This window comes from Stenotrophomonas ginsengisoli, from assembly GCF_001431485.1.
GTDB classification, from domain to species: Bacteria; Pseudomonadota; Gammaproteobacteria; order Xanthomonadales; family Xanthomonadaceae; genus Stenotrophomonas; species Stenotrophomonas ginsengisoli.
The window spans coordinates 45778-60723 of sequence record NZ_LDJM01000007.1 but is presented as its reverse complement, the minus strand read 5'-3'; the positions used below and the strand labels follow the sequence as shown (position 1 = coordinate 60723).

13 protein-coding genes and 3 tRNA genes are annotated in these 14946 nt (G+C 66.3%); 4 read left to right on the top strand and 12 right to left on the bottom strand.

Going from position 1 to position 14946, the window contains the following annotated elements; translation table 11 throughout:
* Positions 1 to 126: 126 nt before the first annotated feature.
* The 3 genes from infA to trxB all read right to left on the bottom strand — a co-directional run bounded on the left by infA (position 127) and on the right by trxB (position 2184).
* The gene (gene infA, locus ABB30_RS02330; RefSeq protein WP_005409596.1) at positions 127 to 345 is read right to left on the bottom strand and encodes a translation initiation factor IF-1; all 219 of its coding nucleotides are present in this window, start codon (positions 343 to 345) and stop codon (positions 127 to 129) included.
* Between the two features lie 94 nt (positions 346 to 439).
* Positions 440 to 1180, bottom strand: coding sequence for a leucyl/phenylalanyl-tRNA--protein transferase (aat, locus tag ABB30_RS02325; protein WP_057636696.1), 741 nt, complete (start codon positions 1178 to 1180; stop codon positions 440 to 442).
* A 44-nt stretch (positions 1181 to 1224) separates the two neighbouring features.
* The gene (gene trxB / locus ABB30_RS02320) at positions 1225 to 2184 is read right to left on the bottom strand and encodes a thioredoxin-disulfide reductase (RefSeq protein ID WP_057636695.1); all 960 of its coding nucleotides are present in this window, start codon (positions 2182 to 2184) and stop codon (positions 1225 to 1227) included.
* Between the two features lie 287 nt (positions 2185 to 2471).
* Here trxB and ABB30_RS02315 point away from each other — a divergent pair, with 287 nt between their 5' ends.
* The 4 genes from ABB30_RS02315 (at position 2472) to crcB (ending at position 7408) form a co-directional block, all read left to right on the top strand.
* Positions 2472 to 4766 carry a DNA translocase FtsK gene (locus ABB30_RS02315; RefSeq protein WP_245626401.1) on the top strand — a complete coding sequence of 765 codons (2295 nt, stop codon included), beginning with the start codon at positions 2472 to 2474 and terminating at the stop codon, positions 4764 to 4766.
* A gap of 153 nt (positions 4767 to 4919) precedes the next feature.
* Positions 4920 to 5561 (top strand): outer membrane lipoprotein periplasmic chaperone LolA, encoded by a 642-nt coding sequence (gene lolA, locus ABB30_RS02310; protein ID WP_057636693.1) that lies wholly within the window; start codon positions 4920 to 4922, stop codon positions 5559 to 5561.
* 54 nt (positions 5562 to 5615) lie between these two features.
* The gene (locus tag ABB30_RS02305) at positions 5616 to 7016 is read left to right on the top strand and encodes a replication-associated recombination protein A (RefSeq protein WP_057636692.1); all 1401 of its coding nucleotides are present in this window, start codon (positions 5616 to 5618) and stop codon (positions 7014 to 7016) included.
* Positions 7016 to 7408 (top strand): fluoride efflux transporter CrcB, encoded by a 393-nt coding sequence (gene crcB / locus ABB30_RS02300; protein ID WP_057636691.1) that lies wholly within the window; start codon positions 7016 to 7018, stop codon positions 7406 to 7408. Before ABB30_RS02305 ends, crcB begins: the two co-directional genes overlap by 1 nt.
* Here crcB and ABB30_RS02295 read toward each other — a convergent pair.
* The 9 genes from ABB30_RS02295 to rnd all read right to left on the bottom strand — a co-directional run bounded on the left by ABB30_RS02295 (position 7394) and on the right by rnd (position 14886).
* On the bottom strand, positions 7394 to 7786 hold the full coding sequence (locus ABB30_RS02295; protein WP_152980508.1) for a hypothetical protein: 393 nt from the start codon (positions 7784 to 7786) through the stop codon (positions 7394 to 7396). The two genes, crcB and ABB30_RS02295, sit on opposite strands and share 15 nt — an antisense overlap.
* A 104-nt stretch (positions 7787 to 7890) precedes the next feature.
* Positions 7891 to 9798 carry a 1-deoxy-D-xylulose-5-phosphate synthase gene (dxs, locus tag ABB30_RS02290; protein ID WP_057636689.1) on the bottom strand — a complete coding sequence of 636 codons (1908 nt, stop codon included), beginning with the start codon at positions 9796 to 9798 and terminating at the stop codon, positions 7891 to 7893.
* Between the two features lie 106 nt (positions 9799 to 9904).
* Positions 9905 to 10555, bottom strand: coding sequence for an HNH endonuclease (locus ABB30_RS02285; protein WP_057636688.1), 651 nt, complete (start codon positions 10553 to 10555; stop codon positions 9905 to 9907).
* Between the two features lie 120 nt (positions 10556 to 10675).
* Entirely contained in the window at positions 10676 to 12466 is a 1791-nt protein-coding gene (locus tag ABB30_RS16445; RefSeq protein WP_057636687.1) for an acyl-CoA dehydrogenase C-terminal domain-containing protein, read from the bottom strand.
* Between the two features lie 66 nt (positions 12467 to 12532).
* Positions 12533 to 13003: an LEA/WHy family protein gene (locus tag ABB30_RS02275; protein ID WP_057636686.1), complete on the bottom strand. Its 471-nt coding sequence runs from the start codon at positions 13001 to 13003 to the stop codon at positions 12533 to 12535.
* Between the two features lie 166 nt (positions 13004 to 13169).
* Positions 13170 to 13245, bottom strand: a tRNA-Phe gene (locus ABB30_RS02270).
* 183 nt (positions 13246 to 13428) lie between these two features.
* Positions 13429 to 13504: transfer RNA gene (locus ABB30_RS02265), tRNA-Ala, on the bottom strand.
* A 151-nt stretch (positions 13505 to 13655) separates the two neighbouring features.
* Positions 13656 to 13731: transfer RNA gene (locus ABB30_RS02260), tRNA-Phe, on the bottom strand.
* Positions 13732 to 13809: 78 nt separating this feature from the next.
* Positions 13810 to 14886, bottom strand: a complete 1077-nt coding sequence (gene rnd, locus ABB30_RS02255) for a ribonuclease D (protein ID WP_057636685.1) — start codon at positions 14884 to 14886, stop codon at positions 13810 to 13812.
* Between the last annotated feature and the right edge of the window lie 60 nt (positions 14887 to 14946).

Here is a 14946-nt window from a genome sequence, read left to right as displayed (position 1 = left end):
ATGCTCTGCCTTGCCGGCAGGGCATCGCGCCGGCGGTGCAGGGCCTGGCCGGCAGGAGCGGGGGGATATTCCACGCACGCAAAAAAGCCAGCGCGAGCTGGCTTTTTTGTTGGATCAACCAACCGCTTACTTCATGCGGTAGGTGATGCGTCCCTTGGTCAGGTCGTACGGGGTCATTTCAACCTTGACCCGGTCGCCGGTCAGGATGCGGATGTAGTTCTTGCGCATGCGGCCGGAAATATGGGCAATGATCTCATGGCCATTTTCAAGGCGGACGCGGAAGGTGGTGTTCGGCAGGGTCTCGCTGACGGTACCTTCGAACTCAATGGAGTCGTCTTTCGACATGTAATCCTGTGTCGTTCTGTGCGGCCAACGGGCCGGGTAAGCCGAGGATTTTACCCGCTCCGCGCCGGTGGTGCAAAGTCTGCTGTTTTTTTGTTCAGTTCAACAGGCTGGCAGCATCGATGATGCCGGCGCGCTGCTGCCAGTTGCCGACCATGCCCGGCTGCCCGCACAGCCCGGTGATCGCGTGCAGGAAATCGCGCCGTGGCAGGCTGCCGGCACCTAGCAGGGCCAGGTGCGGGTTGTGCACCTGGGCGTCCAGCAGCGGCATCTGCCAGCGCGCCAGCCAATGGCAGGCGCCAGCCAGGGCCAGTTTGGAGGCGCCGGGCAGCGCGCTGAACATGCTTTCGGCAAAGAACATCCGGCCCACGGACACGCCATACAGGCCGCCGACCAGCTGGCCATCTGCGCCATGGACCTGGAAGCTGTGGGCGTGGCCCAGGCGGTGCAGCTGGCGGTAGGCGGCGAGCATGTCGGCATCGATCCAGGTGCCGCGCTGGCCCGGGCGGGCGATATGCGCGCACTGGCCGATGACCGCATCAAAGGCGCTGTCCACCTGCAGGTGCCAGGCGTGGCGGCGCAGTTGACGCCGGTTGCTGCGCGAGAGGCAAAAAGCCGCGGTATCGAACACGGTGCGTGGGTCCGGTGACCACCACAGCAGCGGTTCGCCCGGCGATGACCACGGGAAGATGCCGCCGGCATAGGCGCGCAGCAGGCGTTCGGGCTGCAGGTCGCCGCCGATGGCCAGCAGGCCATCGGGTTCGCGCAGGGCGGTGTCAGCCGGCGGAAAAGGTGCGGCCGGGTCGCTGTCCAGTTGCCAGGGGACGCGGATGCTCATCGCACAAGGGCCGGGGTACTGTCAGGCGCCCCGGCCTAGGGGCCTTACTTGGTGGCCTGGGCGTCGAGCCAGCGCTCGGCATCCAGTGCGGCCATGCAGCCGAAGCCGGCCGAGGTGATGGCCTGGCGGTAGTGCTGGTCGGTGACATCGCCGGCGGCGAACACACCTTCCACCGAGGTGGCGGTGGCATTGCCGCTGATGCCCGAGGCGATCTTCAGGTAGCCGTTGTCCATCTCCAGCTGGCCGGTGAACAGGCCGGTGTTGGGCTGGTGGCCGATGGCCACGAAGAAGCCATGGGCATCGATGTCACGGGTGCTGCCGTCCAGGGTGGACTTGACGCGCACGCCGGTCACGCCCATCTCGTTGCCCAGCACTTCGTCGACCTCGTGGTGCCATACGGTTTCGATCTTGCCGGCGGCAACCTTGGCAAACAGTTTGTCCTGCATGATCTTTTCCGCACGCAGGGTGTCGCGGCGGTGGACCAGGTAGACCTTGCGCGCGATGTTGGACAGGTACAGGGCCTCTTCCACGGCGGTGTTGCCGCCGCCGACCACGATCACGTCCTGGTCGCGGTAGAAGAAACCGTCACAGGTGGCGCAGGCCGACACGCCGCGGCCCTTGAAGGCTTCTTCGGAGGGGATGCCCAGGTACTTGGCGGTGGCGCCGGTGGCCAGGATCAGCGCATCGCAGGTATAGGTGCCGTTGTCGCCGGTCAGGGTGAACGGACGCTTGGACAGGTCGGCGCTGTGGATCTGGTCGAAGATCACTTCGGTGTCGAAGCGTTCGGCATGGGCCTGCATGCGTGCCATCAGGTCCGGGCCCATCAGGCCGTGCGCATCGCCGGGCCAGTTGTCCACTTCGGTGGTGGTCATCAGCTGGCCGCCCTGCTGCAGGCCGGTGATCACCACCGGCTTGAGGTTGGCGCGGGCGGCATAGACAGCGGCGGTCCAGCCGGCGGGGCCGGAACCCAGGATCAACAGGCGGATATGCTTCGGAGTGCTCATAAAGGCTCGCAGAATCGTTGAACAGGCGCACAGGCGCCAACAGACCATAGCGTGGCGTGAGAGCGGCCTGCGATCAAGCCGGGCGTGTGCAACAGCGTGATCCGGCCATGCGCCCGCGGACTGGGCCCGGTTACCCGTGCCGGCACAGCGCCGGTGCGCGCCATCGTTTACCATCAACAAGTAACGTGACTTTTCTCAAGGATCGGGCGCAAGTGGCCAAGCGGATCAGTGACAACGGCAAGACGGCAGGCAAGGCAGGCGCGGCGCCCCGGTCCAGTGGGCCGGCGCTGGCGGCAGGCCTGCAGCGGTTCTGGCGCGACCTGAGCCTGATTGCCATCGCCCCGGCCCTGCTGTACCTGGTGGCCTGTCTGTTCACCTATTCGGCCGAAGACCCGGGCTGGTCGCGCACCGGCGCCGTGGTCGGCCCGCTGCACAATGTGGGTGGGCTGTTCGGTGCGTGGACGGCTGACGTGCTGATGCAGCTGCTTGGCTACCTGGCCTTCCTGTTGCCGCTGATCCTCGGCGTGGCGGCGTGGTATGCGCTGTTCGGCGCCCGTCGCAGCCAGCCACGCGAAGAGGGCGAGCTGGAGCCGGCCCTGCGCCTGATTGGCCTGGTCGGTTTCATCGTGGCTGGTGCCGGCTTTCTGCACCTGCGCCTGTTCAATGGCGATGTGGCCCAGGCCGGTGGCATCCTCGGCCGCCTGGTCAGCAATTCGCTCAGCGCCGCCTTCGGCCCGCTGGGCAGCAACCTGTTCGTGATCATGCTGCTGCTGGCCTCGATCACCCTGGCCACCGGCTTGAGCTGGCTGGCACTGATGGAGCGCATCGGCAAGTGGGTGCTGGCCCTGGGGCCGATGCTGGAGCGCGGCCAGAAGCAGGCGGTGGAGATCAAGCAGGCCCGTGCCGCACGCGAGGAGCGCGAGGTGGTGCGCAAGGTCGATGCCGAGGTGCGGGCCAAGCGCGAGCCGGTACGCATCGAGCCGCCGGCCGCGCCGGTGGTGGAAAAGAGCGAGCGGGCCAAGCGCGAGACCCAGATCCCGATGTTCTCCGGCGTGCGCACCGAGGCCAGTGGCGAGTTGCCGTCGCTGTCGCTGCTCGATGACCCCAAGCCGCAGCCGGCCGGGTATGACGCGCAGACCCTGGAAACCCTGTCGCGCCAGATCGAGTTCAAGCTCAAGGATTTCCGCATCGAGGCCCAGGTGGTCGGTGCCTATCCGGGCCCGGTGATCACCCGTTTCGAGATCGAGCCGGCACCGGGGGTCAAGGTCAGCCAGATCTCCTCGCTGGACAAGGACATCGCCCGCGGCCTGAGCGTGAAGTCGGTGCGCGTGGTCGACGTGATCCCGGGCAAGTCGGTGGTGGGTCTGGAGATTCCCAACGTCAGCCGCGAGATGATCTTCCTGTCCGAGCTGCTGCGCTCCAAGGAATATGACAAGTCGGCCAGTGTGCTGACCTTGGCCCTGGGCAAGGACATCGGCGGCCGCCCGACCGTGGCCGACCTGGCCCGCATGCCGCACCTGCTGGTGGCCGGTACCACCGGTTCGGGCAAGTCGGTGGCGGTCAATGCGATGGTGCTCAGCCTGCTGTTCAAGGCCAGCCCGAAAGACCTGCGCATGCTGATGATCGACCCGAAGATGCTCGAGCTGAGTGTCTACGAGGGCATTCCGCACCTGCTGGCGCCGGTGGTCACCGACATGAAGGAGGCCGCCAACGGCCTGCGCTGGTGCGTGGCCGAAATGGAGCGCCGCTACAAGCTGATGAGCGCGGTGGGCGTGCGCAACCTGGCCGGCTTCAACAAGAAGGTGCGCGAGGCCGCAGAGGCCGGGCAGCCGCTGATGGACCCGCTGTTCAAGCCCAATCCGGAAGCCGGCGAGATGCCGCGCGAGCTGGAGCCGATGCCCTACATCGTGATCTTCATCGACGAATTTGCCGACATGATGATGATCGTCGGCAAGAAGGTCGAAGAGCTGATTGCGCGCTTGGCACAGAAGGCACGTGCGGCCGGCATGCACCTGATCCTGGCCACCCAGCGCCCGTCGGTGGACGTGATCACCGGCCTGATCAAGGCCAACATCCCGACCCGCATCGGCTTCCAGGTGTCCTCCAAGATCGACTCGCGCACCATCCTGGACCAGAGCGGCGCCGAGGCCCTGCTCGGCAACGGTGACATGCTCTACCTGCCGCCGGGTACCGCCTTGCCCGAGCGAGTGCATGGCGCCTTTGTTTCTGATGAGGAAGTGCACCGCGTGGTCGAGGACCTGAAGGCGTCCGGGCCGGTGGTGTATGTGGATGGCGTGCTCGACGAGGTGCAGACCATGGGCGATGGCACCGTGGTCGGCGCTACCGGCCTGCCGGAGAGCGGTGGCGGTGGTGGTGATGAGTCCGACCCGCTGTACGACGATGCCGTGCGCATCGTCACCGAGTCGCGCCGGGCCTCGATTTCCGGGGTGCAGCGCCGGCTCAAGATCGGCTACAACCGCGCCGCGCGTTTGATCGAGGCGATGGAGTCGGCCGGGATCGTGTCCGCGCCCGAACACAATGGCGACCGCAAGGTCATCGCACCGCCGCCGCCGTCCAACTGACCGCGGAGGCCGGTCTGTCAGTTGCTGTACTGGCGGTTGGCTGCGGGTCCGTATGACCTGCGGCCGCACGCCTGTTATCTCAGCCGGCAATCTGTATACGCGCATTCAGGTTGCTGCGCACACACTGCAACCATCCCACATCACAGGTGTCCCATGCAGCTGACGATCCGTACTCTTGTTGCTGCTGTCGCATTGTCCAGCGCCGCCCTGATTGCCCTGCCGGCCCAGGCCGGTGGACGTGCTGACCTGACCCGTTTCACTACCGGCCTGCAGGGCCTGGATGGCCAGTTCAGCCAGCAGGTCACCGACAGCCGTGGCCGGGTCAAGGAGCGTTCCAGTGGTCGTGTGGCCGTCTCGGCCCCGCGCCAGCTGCGTTGGGAATATGTCAGCCCGCATGCGCAGCTGATCATCGCCGATGGCCGCCGGGTCTGGGCCTACGAGCCGGACCTGGAGCAGGTCACCGTGCGTGCGCAGGGCGAGGAAGAGCGCAACAGTCCGCTGGCGGCGCTGGTCAACCCGGCCCTGCTCGAGCGCCAGTACGACCTCAGCGAAGAGGCCGCTCCGCGTGATGGCCTGAACTGGCTGGCGCTCAGCCCCAAGGCCGGGCAGGACGCCAACTTTGATTACGCCTCGCTGGGCTTCAATGCCCAGGGCCTGGCCCGCATGGAAATCCTGGACAGCCTGGGCCAGCGTACGGTGATCAACTTCAGCAACTGGAAGCGCAACCCGCGCTTTGCCGGTTCCACCTTCAGCTTCACCCCGCCGGCGGGCGTGGACGTGGTCGGCGAGCCGTAACCAGCAACCGTCTGTCACGGCGTAAACCAGCGGGCCACCGGGTACACTTGTCCGGTGGCCCGTTCGCATTCTTCCTTCCCGTCCGATCAGCCTGACCTGCTCAGCGGTGCCGGTCATGAACCTGCGCGTCCGCTGGCCGAACGCATGCGCCCGGCCAGCCTGGACGAGGTGGTTGGCCAACGCCGCCTGATGGCCGCCGACAGCGCCCTGCGCCGGGCGGTGGAATCGGGGCGGGTGCATTCGATGATCCTGTGGGGGCCGCCGGGTTGCGGCAAGACCACCCTGGCACTGCTGCTGGCCCGCTATGCCGATGCCGAATTCCGCGCCATCTCGGCGGTGCTGGCCGGCTTGCCGGAGGTGCGCCAGGTACTGGCCGAGGCCGCCAACCGCTTTGCCCAGGGGCGGCGCACGGTGCTGTTCGTGGACGAGGTGCACCGCTTCAACAAGAGCCAGCAGGATGCCTTCCTGCCGCATATCGAGCGCGGCACCATCATCTTTGTCGGTGCCACCACCGAAAATCCCTCCTTCGAATTGAACTCGGCACTGCTGTCGCGCTGCCGGGTGCATGTGCTGGAGGCGGTGTCACCGCAGGATGTGGTCATTGCCTTGCGCCGGGCGTTGCAGGACCCGCAGCGCGGGCTGGGCCAGCAGTCCATCAGCGTCACCGATGAGCTGCTGCTGCAGATCGCCAGTGCTGCCGATGGTGACGTGCGGCGCGCGTTGACCCTGCTGGAAATCGCCGCCGAACTGGCGGTCGATGAGGGCGGGGTGGTCACCGAGGCCACCCTGGTGCAGGTGCTGGCCGATCGCACCCGCCGTTTCGACAAGAGTGGCGAGCAGTTCTACGACCAGATCTCGGCGTTGCACAAATCGGTGCGCAGCTCCAACCCGGACGGGGCGATCTACTGGCTGGCACGCATGCTCGACGGTGGCTGTGATCCGTCCTACCTGCTGCGGCGGATGACCATCATGGCGGTGGAGGATATCGGCCTGGCCGACCCGCGGGCGCTGGAGATGGCCCTGAACGTCTGGAACGCCTACGAGCGCATCGGCCCGCCCGAGGCGCATATCGCCCTGTCCAACCTGGCCATCTACCTGGCCAGTACGGCCAAGTCCAATGCCAGCTACATGGCCCTGAAGGCGGCCCGGGCCGACGTCACCGCGCTGGGCAGCCTGCCGGTGCCGCTGCACCTGCGCAATGCGCCGACCAAGCTGATGACCCAGCTCGGCTACGGTGCCGGCTACCAGTACGACCATGACGTGGAGGGCGGGGTGGCCCTGGAGCAGACGGCCTTGCCGGATGCGTTGGATGAGAAGGTGTACTACCAGCCGGTGGCGCGCGGCATGGAAATCAAACTCAAGGAAAAGCTCGACCGCCTGCGTGAACAGCGCCAGCAGGCGCGCGCCCGGGCGGCACGTGATGGCGTGGGCGACAACGCGAAAGGCAAGCGCTGATGGCGTCCGGCAGCGGCCTGACCCTGCTCTGGGTGATGCTCGGCGGCGCCTTGGGTGCCGGCCTGCGCTGGTGGGTGGGCGCTGGCCTGCTGCGCCAACTGCAGGGCGGCTGGCCGTGGCCGACCTTGCTGGTCAATGTGGCCGGTGCATTCGCCGCGGGCTATCTGCTGGTGCGCCTGCACGACCACCCGCAGGCAGGCCTGTGGCGTGCCCTGCTGGTGGTGGGTTTTCTGGGTGGGCTGACCACCTTTTCCAGCCTGATGGTGGAGCTGCTGGTGATGGCACGTGATGCGCGCCCGGCCGGTGCCTTGCTGTATCTGGCCAGCAGCCTGGGAGGAGGGTTGCTGGCGGTCTGGCTGGGCGCGCAGCTGGCCGGCTCAGGCCTGCGCTGATTGCCGGGCTGGCTTGGCGTCAGCGGGCTTGGTCTCCACGTCCACATCCGCCGGCATGAACAGATGCAGGGCCTGGGCATGGCTCATGGTGTAGGGCGGGCGGACCCGCAGCCAGAGCTGGCTGGCCTGCACACCCGGATGCACGCCCAGATTGCTCAGCAGTGCATCGGTGGGATCCAGGCCCCAGATGGTGTCGGCCGACGGCGTGCAGGCCAGTTGTTCGCGGACCCGTTCCAGTTGCCCGGCATCGATCAGGAAGGTCTGCTCGGGCAGGCCGTCAAAGGCGGCCAGTACATCCAGTGGGTTGTCGCTGTCGCGGCCGGGCAGCAGGGTGACTGCTTGTGCACGTACTGGTGAGTAGCAGTACAGGGTCGCCATGATCAACGCCTGTCCTTGTCGATCACCGGATCATGCCGCGCAGGCCGTGGCGCGGATGTGCAGGCCCTGCTGCCTGCCAGCGGCAGGCAACAGGGGTGTGTGGCTCAACCTGCGGCAGTGAGTGGCGGCTGTGCGGCCAGCTGCGGCCAGCGCTTGAGGATGGCCGCACGGATGCCGGCCGCATCGATGCCGGCTTCGGCCAGCAGATCCTCGCGGCTGGCGTGATGCTGGTAGGCATCGGGCAGGCCCAGCTGCAGGATCGGACGCAGCACGCCTTCGGCATTGAGCAGCTCGGCCACGGCCGAACCGGCGCCGCCGGCCACCACGTTGTCTTCCACGGTGATGAAACCCTCGTGGCTGCTGGCCAGTTCCAGCAGCATCTGCCGGTCCAGGGGCTTGATGAAGCGCATGTTGACCACGCTCAGGCCCAGTTCGCGGCCAACGGTTTCAGCAAACGGCACGCAGGCACCAAAGGCCAGAATGGCCAGCTTGTGCCCACTCACGCGCAGCTGCGCCTTGCCGATGGGCAGGGTCGACAGATCCGTGCCGGCGGCAACGCCGGTGCCGCTGCCACGCGGATAGCGCACCGCTGCCGGGCCCTTGAAGGCCAGGCCGGTGGAGAGCATCTGCCGGCATTCGGCCTCGTCGGCCGGCGCCATCACCACCATGTTGGGCACGCAGCGCAGGTAGCTCAGGTCCAGGTTGCCGGCGTGGGTGGCGCCGTCCGGGCCGACCACGCCGGCACGGTCGATGGCAAACAGCACGTCCAGGTTCTGCGTGGCCACGTCATGTACCAGCTGGTCATAGGCGCGCTGCAGGAAGGTGGAGTAGATCGCCACCACCGGCTTGCTGCCCTGGGTCGCCATGCCGGCGGCCAGGGTCACGGCGTGCTGTTCGGCAATGGCCACATCGAAGTAGCGCTGCGGGTACTCGCGCGAGAAGCGCACCAGGCCCGAGCCCTCGCGCATGGCCGGGGTGATGCCCAGCAGCAGCGGTTCGGCCGCGGCGGCATCGCACAGCCAGTCGCTGAACACATCGGTATAGGTCGGCTTCTTCGGTGCGGCCTTGGTCGGCAGGCCCTTGGACGGGTCGAACGGACCCACCGCGTGGTAACCGATCTGGTCGCCCTCGGCCGGCTCGTAGCCCTTGCCCTTGGTGGTCATGATGTGCAGCAGCTGCGGGCCCTTGGCATCGCGCAGGTTGCGCAGGGTGGACAGCAGGCGCGGCAGGTCATGGCCGTCGATCGGGCCGGTGTAATGGAAGCCCATCTGTTCAAACGCGGTGGAGGGCACGAACATGCCCTTCCACTGTTCTTCCCAGCGCTTGACGAAGCGTGCCGGCGGGCTGTGGCGCTTGTCGCCGAGGATCTTCTTGCCGCCTTCGCGCAGCGCATTGAAGGTGCGGCTGGCAGTGGCGCGGCCAAGCATCTTGGTCAGTCCACCGACGGCCTCGGAGATGGACATGTTGTTGTCGTTGAGGATGACCAGCACGTTGGGTTCGTCATCCATGCCGCCGGCGTGGGCCAGGGCCTCGAAGGCCATGCCCGCGGTCATTGCGCCATCGCCGATCACGGCCACGGCGCGGCGCTTGTCGCCACGGGCCTGGTTGGCAATGGCCATGCCCAGGGCGGCGGAGATCGAGGTGGAGGAATGACCGACACCGAAGGTGTCGTACTCGCTTTCCTCGCGCTTGGGAAACGGCGCCACGCCGTCCTTCTGCTTGACCGTGTGGATGCTGTCGCGACGCCCGGTCAGGATCTTGTGCGGATAAGTCTGGTGGCCGACATCCCAGACCAGCTGGTCCACCGGGGTGTCATACAGGTAATGCAGGGCCACGGTCAGTTCGATCACGCCCAGGCCGGCGGCGAAATGGCCGCCGCTCTTGCCCACCGATTCGATCAGGTAGGCCCGCAGCTCTTCGGCCACGGCCACCAGCTGGTCCTCGTCGAAGCGACGCAGGTCGGCGGGCGTGGAAATGCGCGAAAGGCGCGGGTAGCGGGTCGGATCGATCATCTGTCTGCAGGCTCTGAAGCAACAGGTATTGTCACCGTGGCAGGCAAAGGCGGCAAGCAGACGATGGTGAACACTGGGCGGAGAACCGGCGTGGTTGTCGCCGGGTTCATCGAGCACCGCGGCGGCGACGTGGCAGCTGGGCAGTCAGGAAGGCCATCTGGTCGGCCAGGATGTGGCGGTTGGACAGGATCATGTGCTCCACCCAGCTCGGGCTGTAGGGCACGGCGAGCAGGGGCATGCGGGCCTGCGCCGGGGTGCGCGCTGCCTTGCGTGCATTGCAGTGGCCGCAGGCACTGACCACGTTTTCCCAGCTGTCCGCGCCGCCATGGGACAGCGGCACGACGTGGTCACGGGTCAACTGGCCACGCGCGAACTGCTGGCCGCAGTACAGGCACAGGAAGTGGTCGCGGGCAAACAGGGCGCCATTGCTCAGGTGCGGGGTGGGGTCGATGGCGCGGGTGCGGGCATGGCCACGTGCGGCAATGATCGGATGCAGGTCCAGATAGGTACGCAGGCCGCTGAGCCGGCTGGTGCCGCCATGCACACGCAGGCAGGGGTCGCCCAGGGTCCAGGCCACGGCATCGCGGCTGTACAGGCAGGTGGCCTGTTGCCAGGAAATCCATTCCAGCACGCGGCCGTGGGCATCCAGGGCCAGCAGGCGTACCGGGAGGGCGGGGGGCGACGTGTGTATCGGCAGGTCTGCCGCAACCGGGGCTGCGGTGTCGATCAGACGCTGCAGGGGGCTGTCTGTCTCCATCGCCTCTCAGGTTATACCCGTGCAGGTGACAGCCTGTCGACAACTGCCCCGGTGCCATGGCTTGAAAACAACAAGGCGGCCATGTGGCCGCCTTGCTGCTGCTACCGGGCTGCGCCTGGATCAGGCGTCGAAACGTGCCTGGTCCATGGCCATCAGGCTGTCGGCGCCGGCGGCAATGCCGGCGGCATGGCTCAGGGTGCGCGGCAGGATGCGGGCATAGTAGAAGCGTGCGGTTTCCAGTTTGGCCTGCTTGAACGCGTCGGTCTGGCTGGAATTGGCGGTGGCCGCCACGCTGCGTGCCCACCAGTAGGCCAGCACCACATAGCCGGAATAGAACAGGTAGTCGTTGGAGGCGGCACCCAGCTCTTCCGGGTTGCTGGCTGCGCGGGTGACCACATCGATGGTCAGCTTGCCCCATTCGTTGGCCTTGGCGCCGAGCACCGGCAGGAATTCGGCCAGCAGCGGGTTGCCGGCGTTGTCCTTGATGAACTGCTCCACCTCGGCCAGGAACAGCTTCAGGCCGGCGCCCTGGGTCATCGCGGTCTTGCGCCCGATCAGGTCCAGGGCCTGGATGCCGGTGGTGCCTTCATACAGGGTCAGGATGCGCGCATCACGGGCCAGCTGTTCCATGCCGTGCTCGGCAATGAAGCCATGGCCGCCGAAGGCCTGGATGCCGTTGTAGGTGGCTTCGATGCTCCACTCGGTGAGGCAGGCCTTGGTGATCGGGGTCAGGAAGCTGACCAGGGTATTGGCCTGCTCGCGTTCGGCCGGGTCCTTGGCATGCTGGGCGGCATCGAGCTGGGTATAGGCATGGATGGCCAGCAGGCGGCCGCCTTCGGTCAGTGCCTTGTTGGTCAGCAGCATGCGGCGCACGTCGGGCTGGGCGATGATCGGGTCGGCCGGCTTGTCCGGGTTGATTGCCCCCTTCGGCGCACGCGACTGCAGGCGTTCACGGGCATAGCGCAGGGCGCCCTGGGTGGCGCGTTCGGACTGCGACAGGCCCTGGATGCCCACGCCCAGGCGGGCGGAGTTCATCATCACGAACATCGCCTGCAGGCCCTTGTGCGGCTCGCCCACCAGCCAGCCCTGGGCGCCATCGAAGTTCATTACGCAGGTCGAGCTGCCATGGATGCCCATCTTGTGCTCCAGTGCACCGCAATGCAGGGCATTGCGCTCACCGACCACGCCATCCTGGCCAACCTTGAACTTGGGGGTCACGAACAGCGAGATGCCCTTCGGGCCGGCCGGGGCGTCAGGCAGCTTGGCCAGCACCAGATGCACGATGTTGTCGACCAGGTCGTGCTCGCCGGCGGTGATGAATATCTTGGTGCCGGTGATGGCGTAGGAACCATCGGCGTTGGGTTCGGCACGGGTCTTGAGCAGGCCCAGATCGGTGCCGGCGTGCGGCTCGGTCAGGCACATGGTGCCGGTCCAGGTGCCTTCCACCAGCGGCTTGAGGAACACTTCCTTCTGCCAGTCCTGGCCGTAGTGCTTGAGGGCCTCGACCGCGCCGTGGGACAGCAGCGGGAACAGGCTCCAGGCCAGGTTGCCGCCGGACACCATTTCGCTGGTGGCCATGCCCAAGGTCTCGGGCATACCCTGGCCGCCGTACTCCACCGCCGAGGTCAGGCCGGTCCAGCCGCCTTCCACGAACTGCTGGTAGGCCTGCTTGAAGCCCGGTGCCGTGGTCACCTCATGGCTGGTCTTGTCCAGCTTGCAGCCGTGCTGGTCGCCGACCGCGTTGAGCGGGGACAGCACGGTGTTGCTGAAGCGTGCGGCTTCTTCCAGGACGGCGTCGATCAGCTCGGCATTGGCGTCGTCAAAGCCCATCTTGGCAAACAGCGGTTCGACCTTGATCACGTCATGGAGGGCGAAGCGGATGTCGTTGAGCGGAGCGGTGTAGGTACTCATGGCGTCATGCCTCGTGCAGTGGGCGCACTGTGTGCAGTGCCCGGATGGGGGAGGGTGGGTGAGGGGTCAGCGCAGCACGCCGGGCAGGCCGGGTGCCGGATGCAGGGTGCTGCGGAAGGTGATCGGGTACTGGCGGCTGCGGCCATCCTCCGGGCCGGCATCCAGCTTGCCGCTGAGCTGGTAGGGCAGGCTGCGTGCATCGGCCAGGGCGGTGGCGGCCAACAGGCGGCCGTGGGCATTGGGCTGGATGTCCAGCCGGTAGACGTCGCCGGATTCGGCACCGACCACCAGGCCCGGACGGGCATCAAGATTGGCGATCAGCTCATCGCCGCTGCGCAGTTCCAGCTGCAGTGCCTCAAAGCGCATGCCCATGGTGCTGAAGTTCTGCAGGCGCAGGTCCAGCTGCCACTGGCCATCGGCCTTGACCGTGAGCTGGCTCAGGCTGGCCTGGGGCGGGGAGACGCGCTTGACCGGCCCGCTGCTGCAGGCAACAAGCAGACTGGCCAGCAGGGCCGAAACAATGACACGTGCGCGCATGACAACACCTCGCTGACGATACCGTCCAAGCATACTACTGCGTATGGGTTTTGGCAGTCAGGTATAGACCTGTGCCGGGCACATATTGTGCAGGAATCGTCGGCAGGTCTGGAATCGGACCAGCAATTGCGGGCAATAAAAAACCCGCCGATAGGCGGGTTTGATATGGTGGCCGAGGACGGAATCGAACCGCCGACACGGGGATTTTCAATCCCCTGCTCTACCAACTGAGCTACTCGGCCAGCAATCGCTGCATGTCGCTGCGATGTGGAAATAATACCCAGCGTGCACTGCACGTGCAAGCGTTTTGTGAAGAAATTTCACGCATGCTGCTTTTGGGTTGAAATCGGCAAGGCATTGGAAACGTAATACGCAATGCACGGATTTCGTTTTGATGCTGGTGCCGGCCGTAACCGGCTTGGTGATGGTGGAGCGGAGGAGGATCGAACTCCCGACCTTCGCATTGCGAACGCGACGCTCTCCCAGCTGAGCTACCGCCCCATGGGCAGTCAATCTACGCCCGCTGCCGGGGTGGATCAAGTGTCGTGGGCGAGTGTGGGGCGGTGCTGTCAGGGTTGCGGAAGCTGGCGCGGGCAATGGGTGGCCAGTCTGCGGGCACAAAAAAAGCGCCGTTGCGGGGCGCTTTTGATGATGGTGGCCGAGGACGGAATCGAACCGCCGACACGGGGATTTTCAATCCCCTGCTCTACCAACTGAGCTACTCGGCCAACAAGCTTCGCGTTCTGCGAAGAAGGCAAATCATACGCAGCGTTTTAACATTTGGCAAGCACTGTGAAGAGATTTTCTCAGGGCAGCAACGGAGTGAGCAGTGCGGTCAGTTCAGTGCGCCGCCAGGCGGTCAGCGTGGCCGGGGGATGGCGCTGTTCAAGCCACGCTTCCAATTGCTTGCGCGAGGCCAGTACGCCATCGGGCAGGCCCAGTTGCGCGGCATGCGTGGCCACGGCCTGCTGCAGGCGCTTGAGCGGGTTGCGGAAGCGGTCGCTGTTGTCCACGGCCAGCGGCATGTCGGTCTCGTCGCTGGCCGGGGTGGACAATGCCTGCCACAGGGCATCGGCCAGTTTGCGCGGGGCCTTGGGGTTACGCTCCAGGATGGCCTGCAGTGCCTGCGGGGTGGCCGGCGGGGCCTTGGCCAGGCTGCAGGCCAGTTCGTTGTCCAGGATCCAGCTGCGCGGCTTGTCGCTCTTGCGTGCCTGGATGTCGCGCCAGCGCAGCAGGCGCAGCAACACGCGTTGCGCCGGCGCATCCATGAACTGCGCCGCGCGCAGCGACAGGTGCGGCCACAGCTCGCCGTCGTCGTTGGCCACGCCGTCGACCAGACGGGCGGCATCTTCGTCCTGCCAGTGGCTGCGTTGCTGCTGCTCCAGGCGGGCCAGCAGGTGGTCATGCATGGCAAACAGGTGCACCACGTCCGCAGCGGCGTAATGCAGCTGCGAATCGCTCAGTGGGCGGCGCATCCAGTCCGAACGCTGCTCGCCCTTTTCCAGCTCCACCCCGGTGATGTGGGCCACCAGCTTCTGGTAGCCCATGCCGGCACCGATGCCGCTCAGGGCGGCGGCAATCTGGGTGTCGAACAGCGGTCGCGGGACGCAGCCGCAGGCATGCTGGAAGGCCACCAGGTCCTCGCTGGCGCTGTGCATGATCTTGGTGATCGAGGTGTCCTCCAGCCACGGGCGCAAGGCGTCAGTCATGCCCGGCTGCAGTGGGTCGATCAACAGGATGTGCTGCTCCACGGCCATCTGCACCAGGGCCAGCTGCGGCCAGTAGGTGCGCTCACGGATGAATTCGGTATCCAGGCCGATGCGGGTGGGGCGCAGCGCCAGATAGGCATCGAGCTGTTCGGGGGAGTTGATCCAGGTGGCCACGTGGGAATGTGTACTGCAATGTCGGGGGTGCGAGGATAGCCTATGTGCTGGCGATGGCTG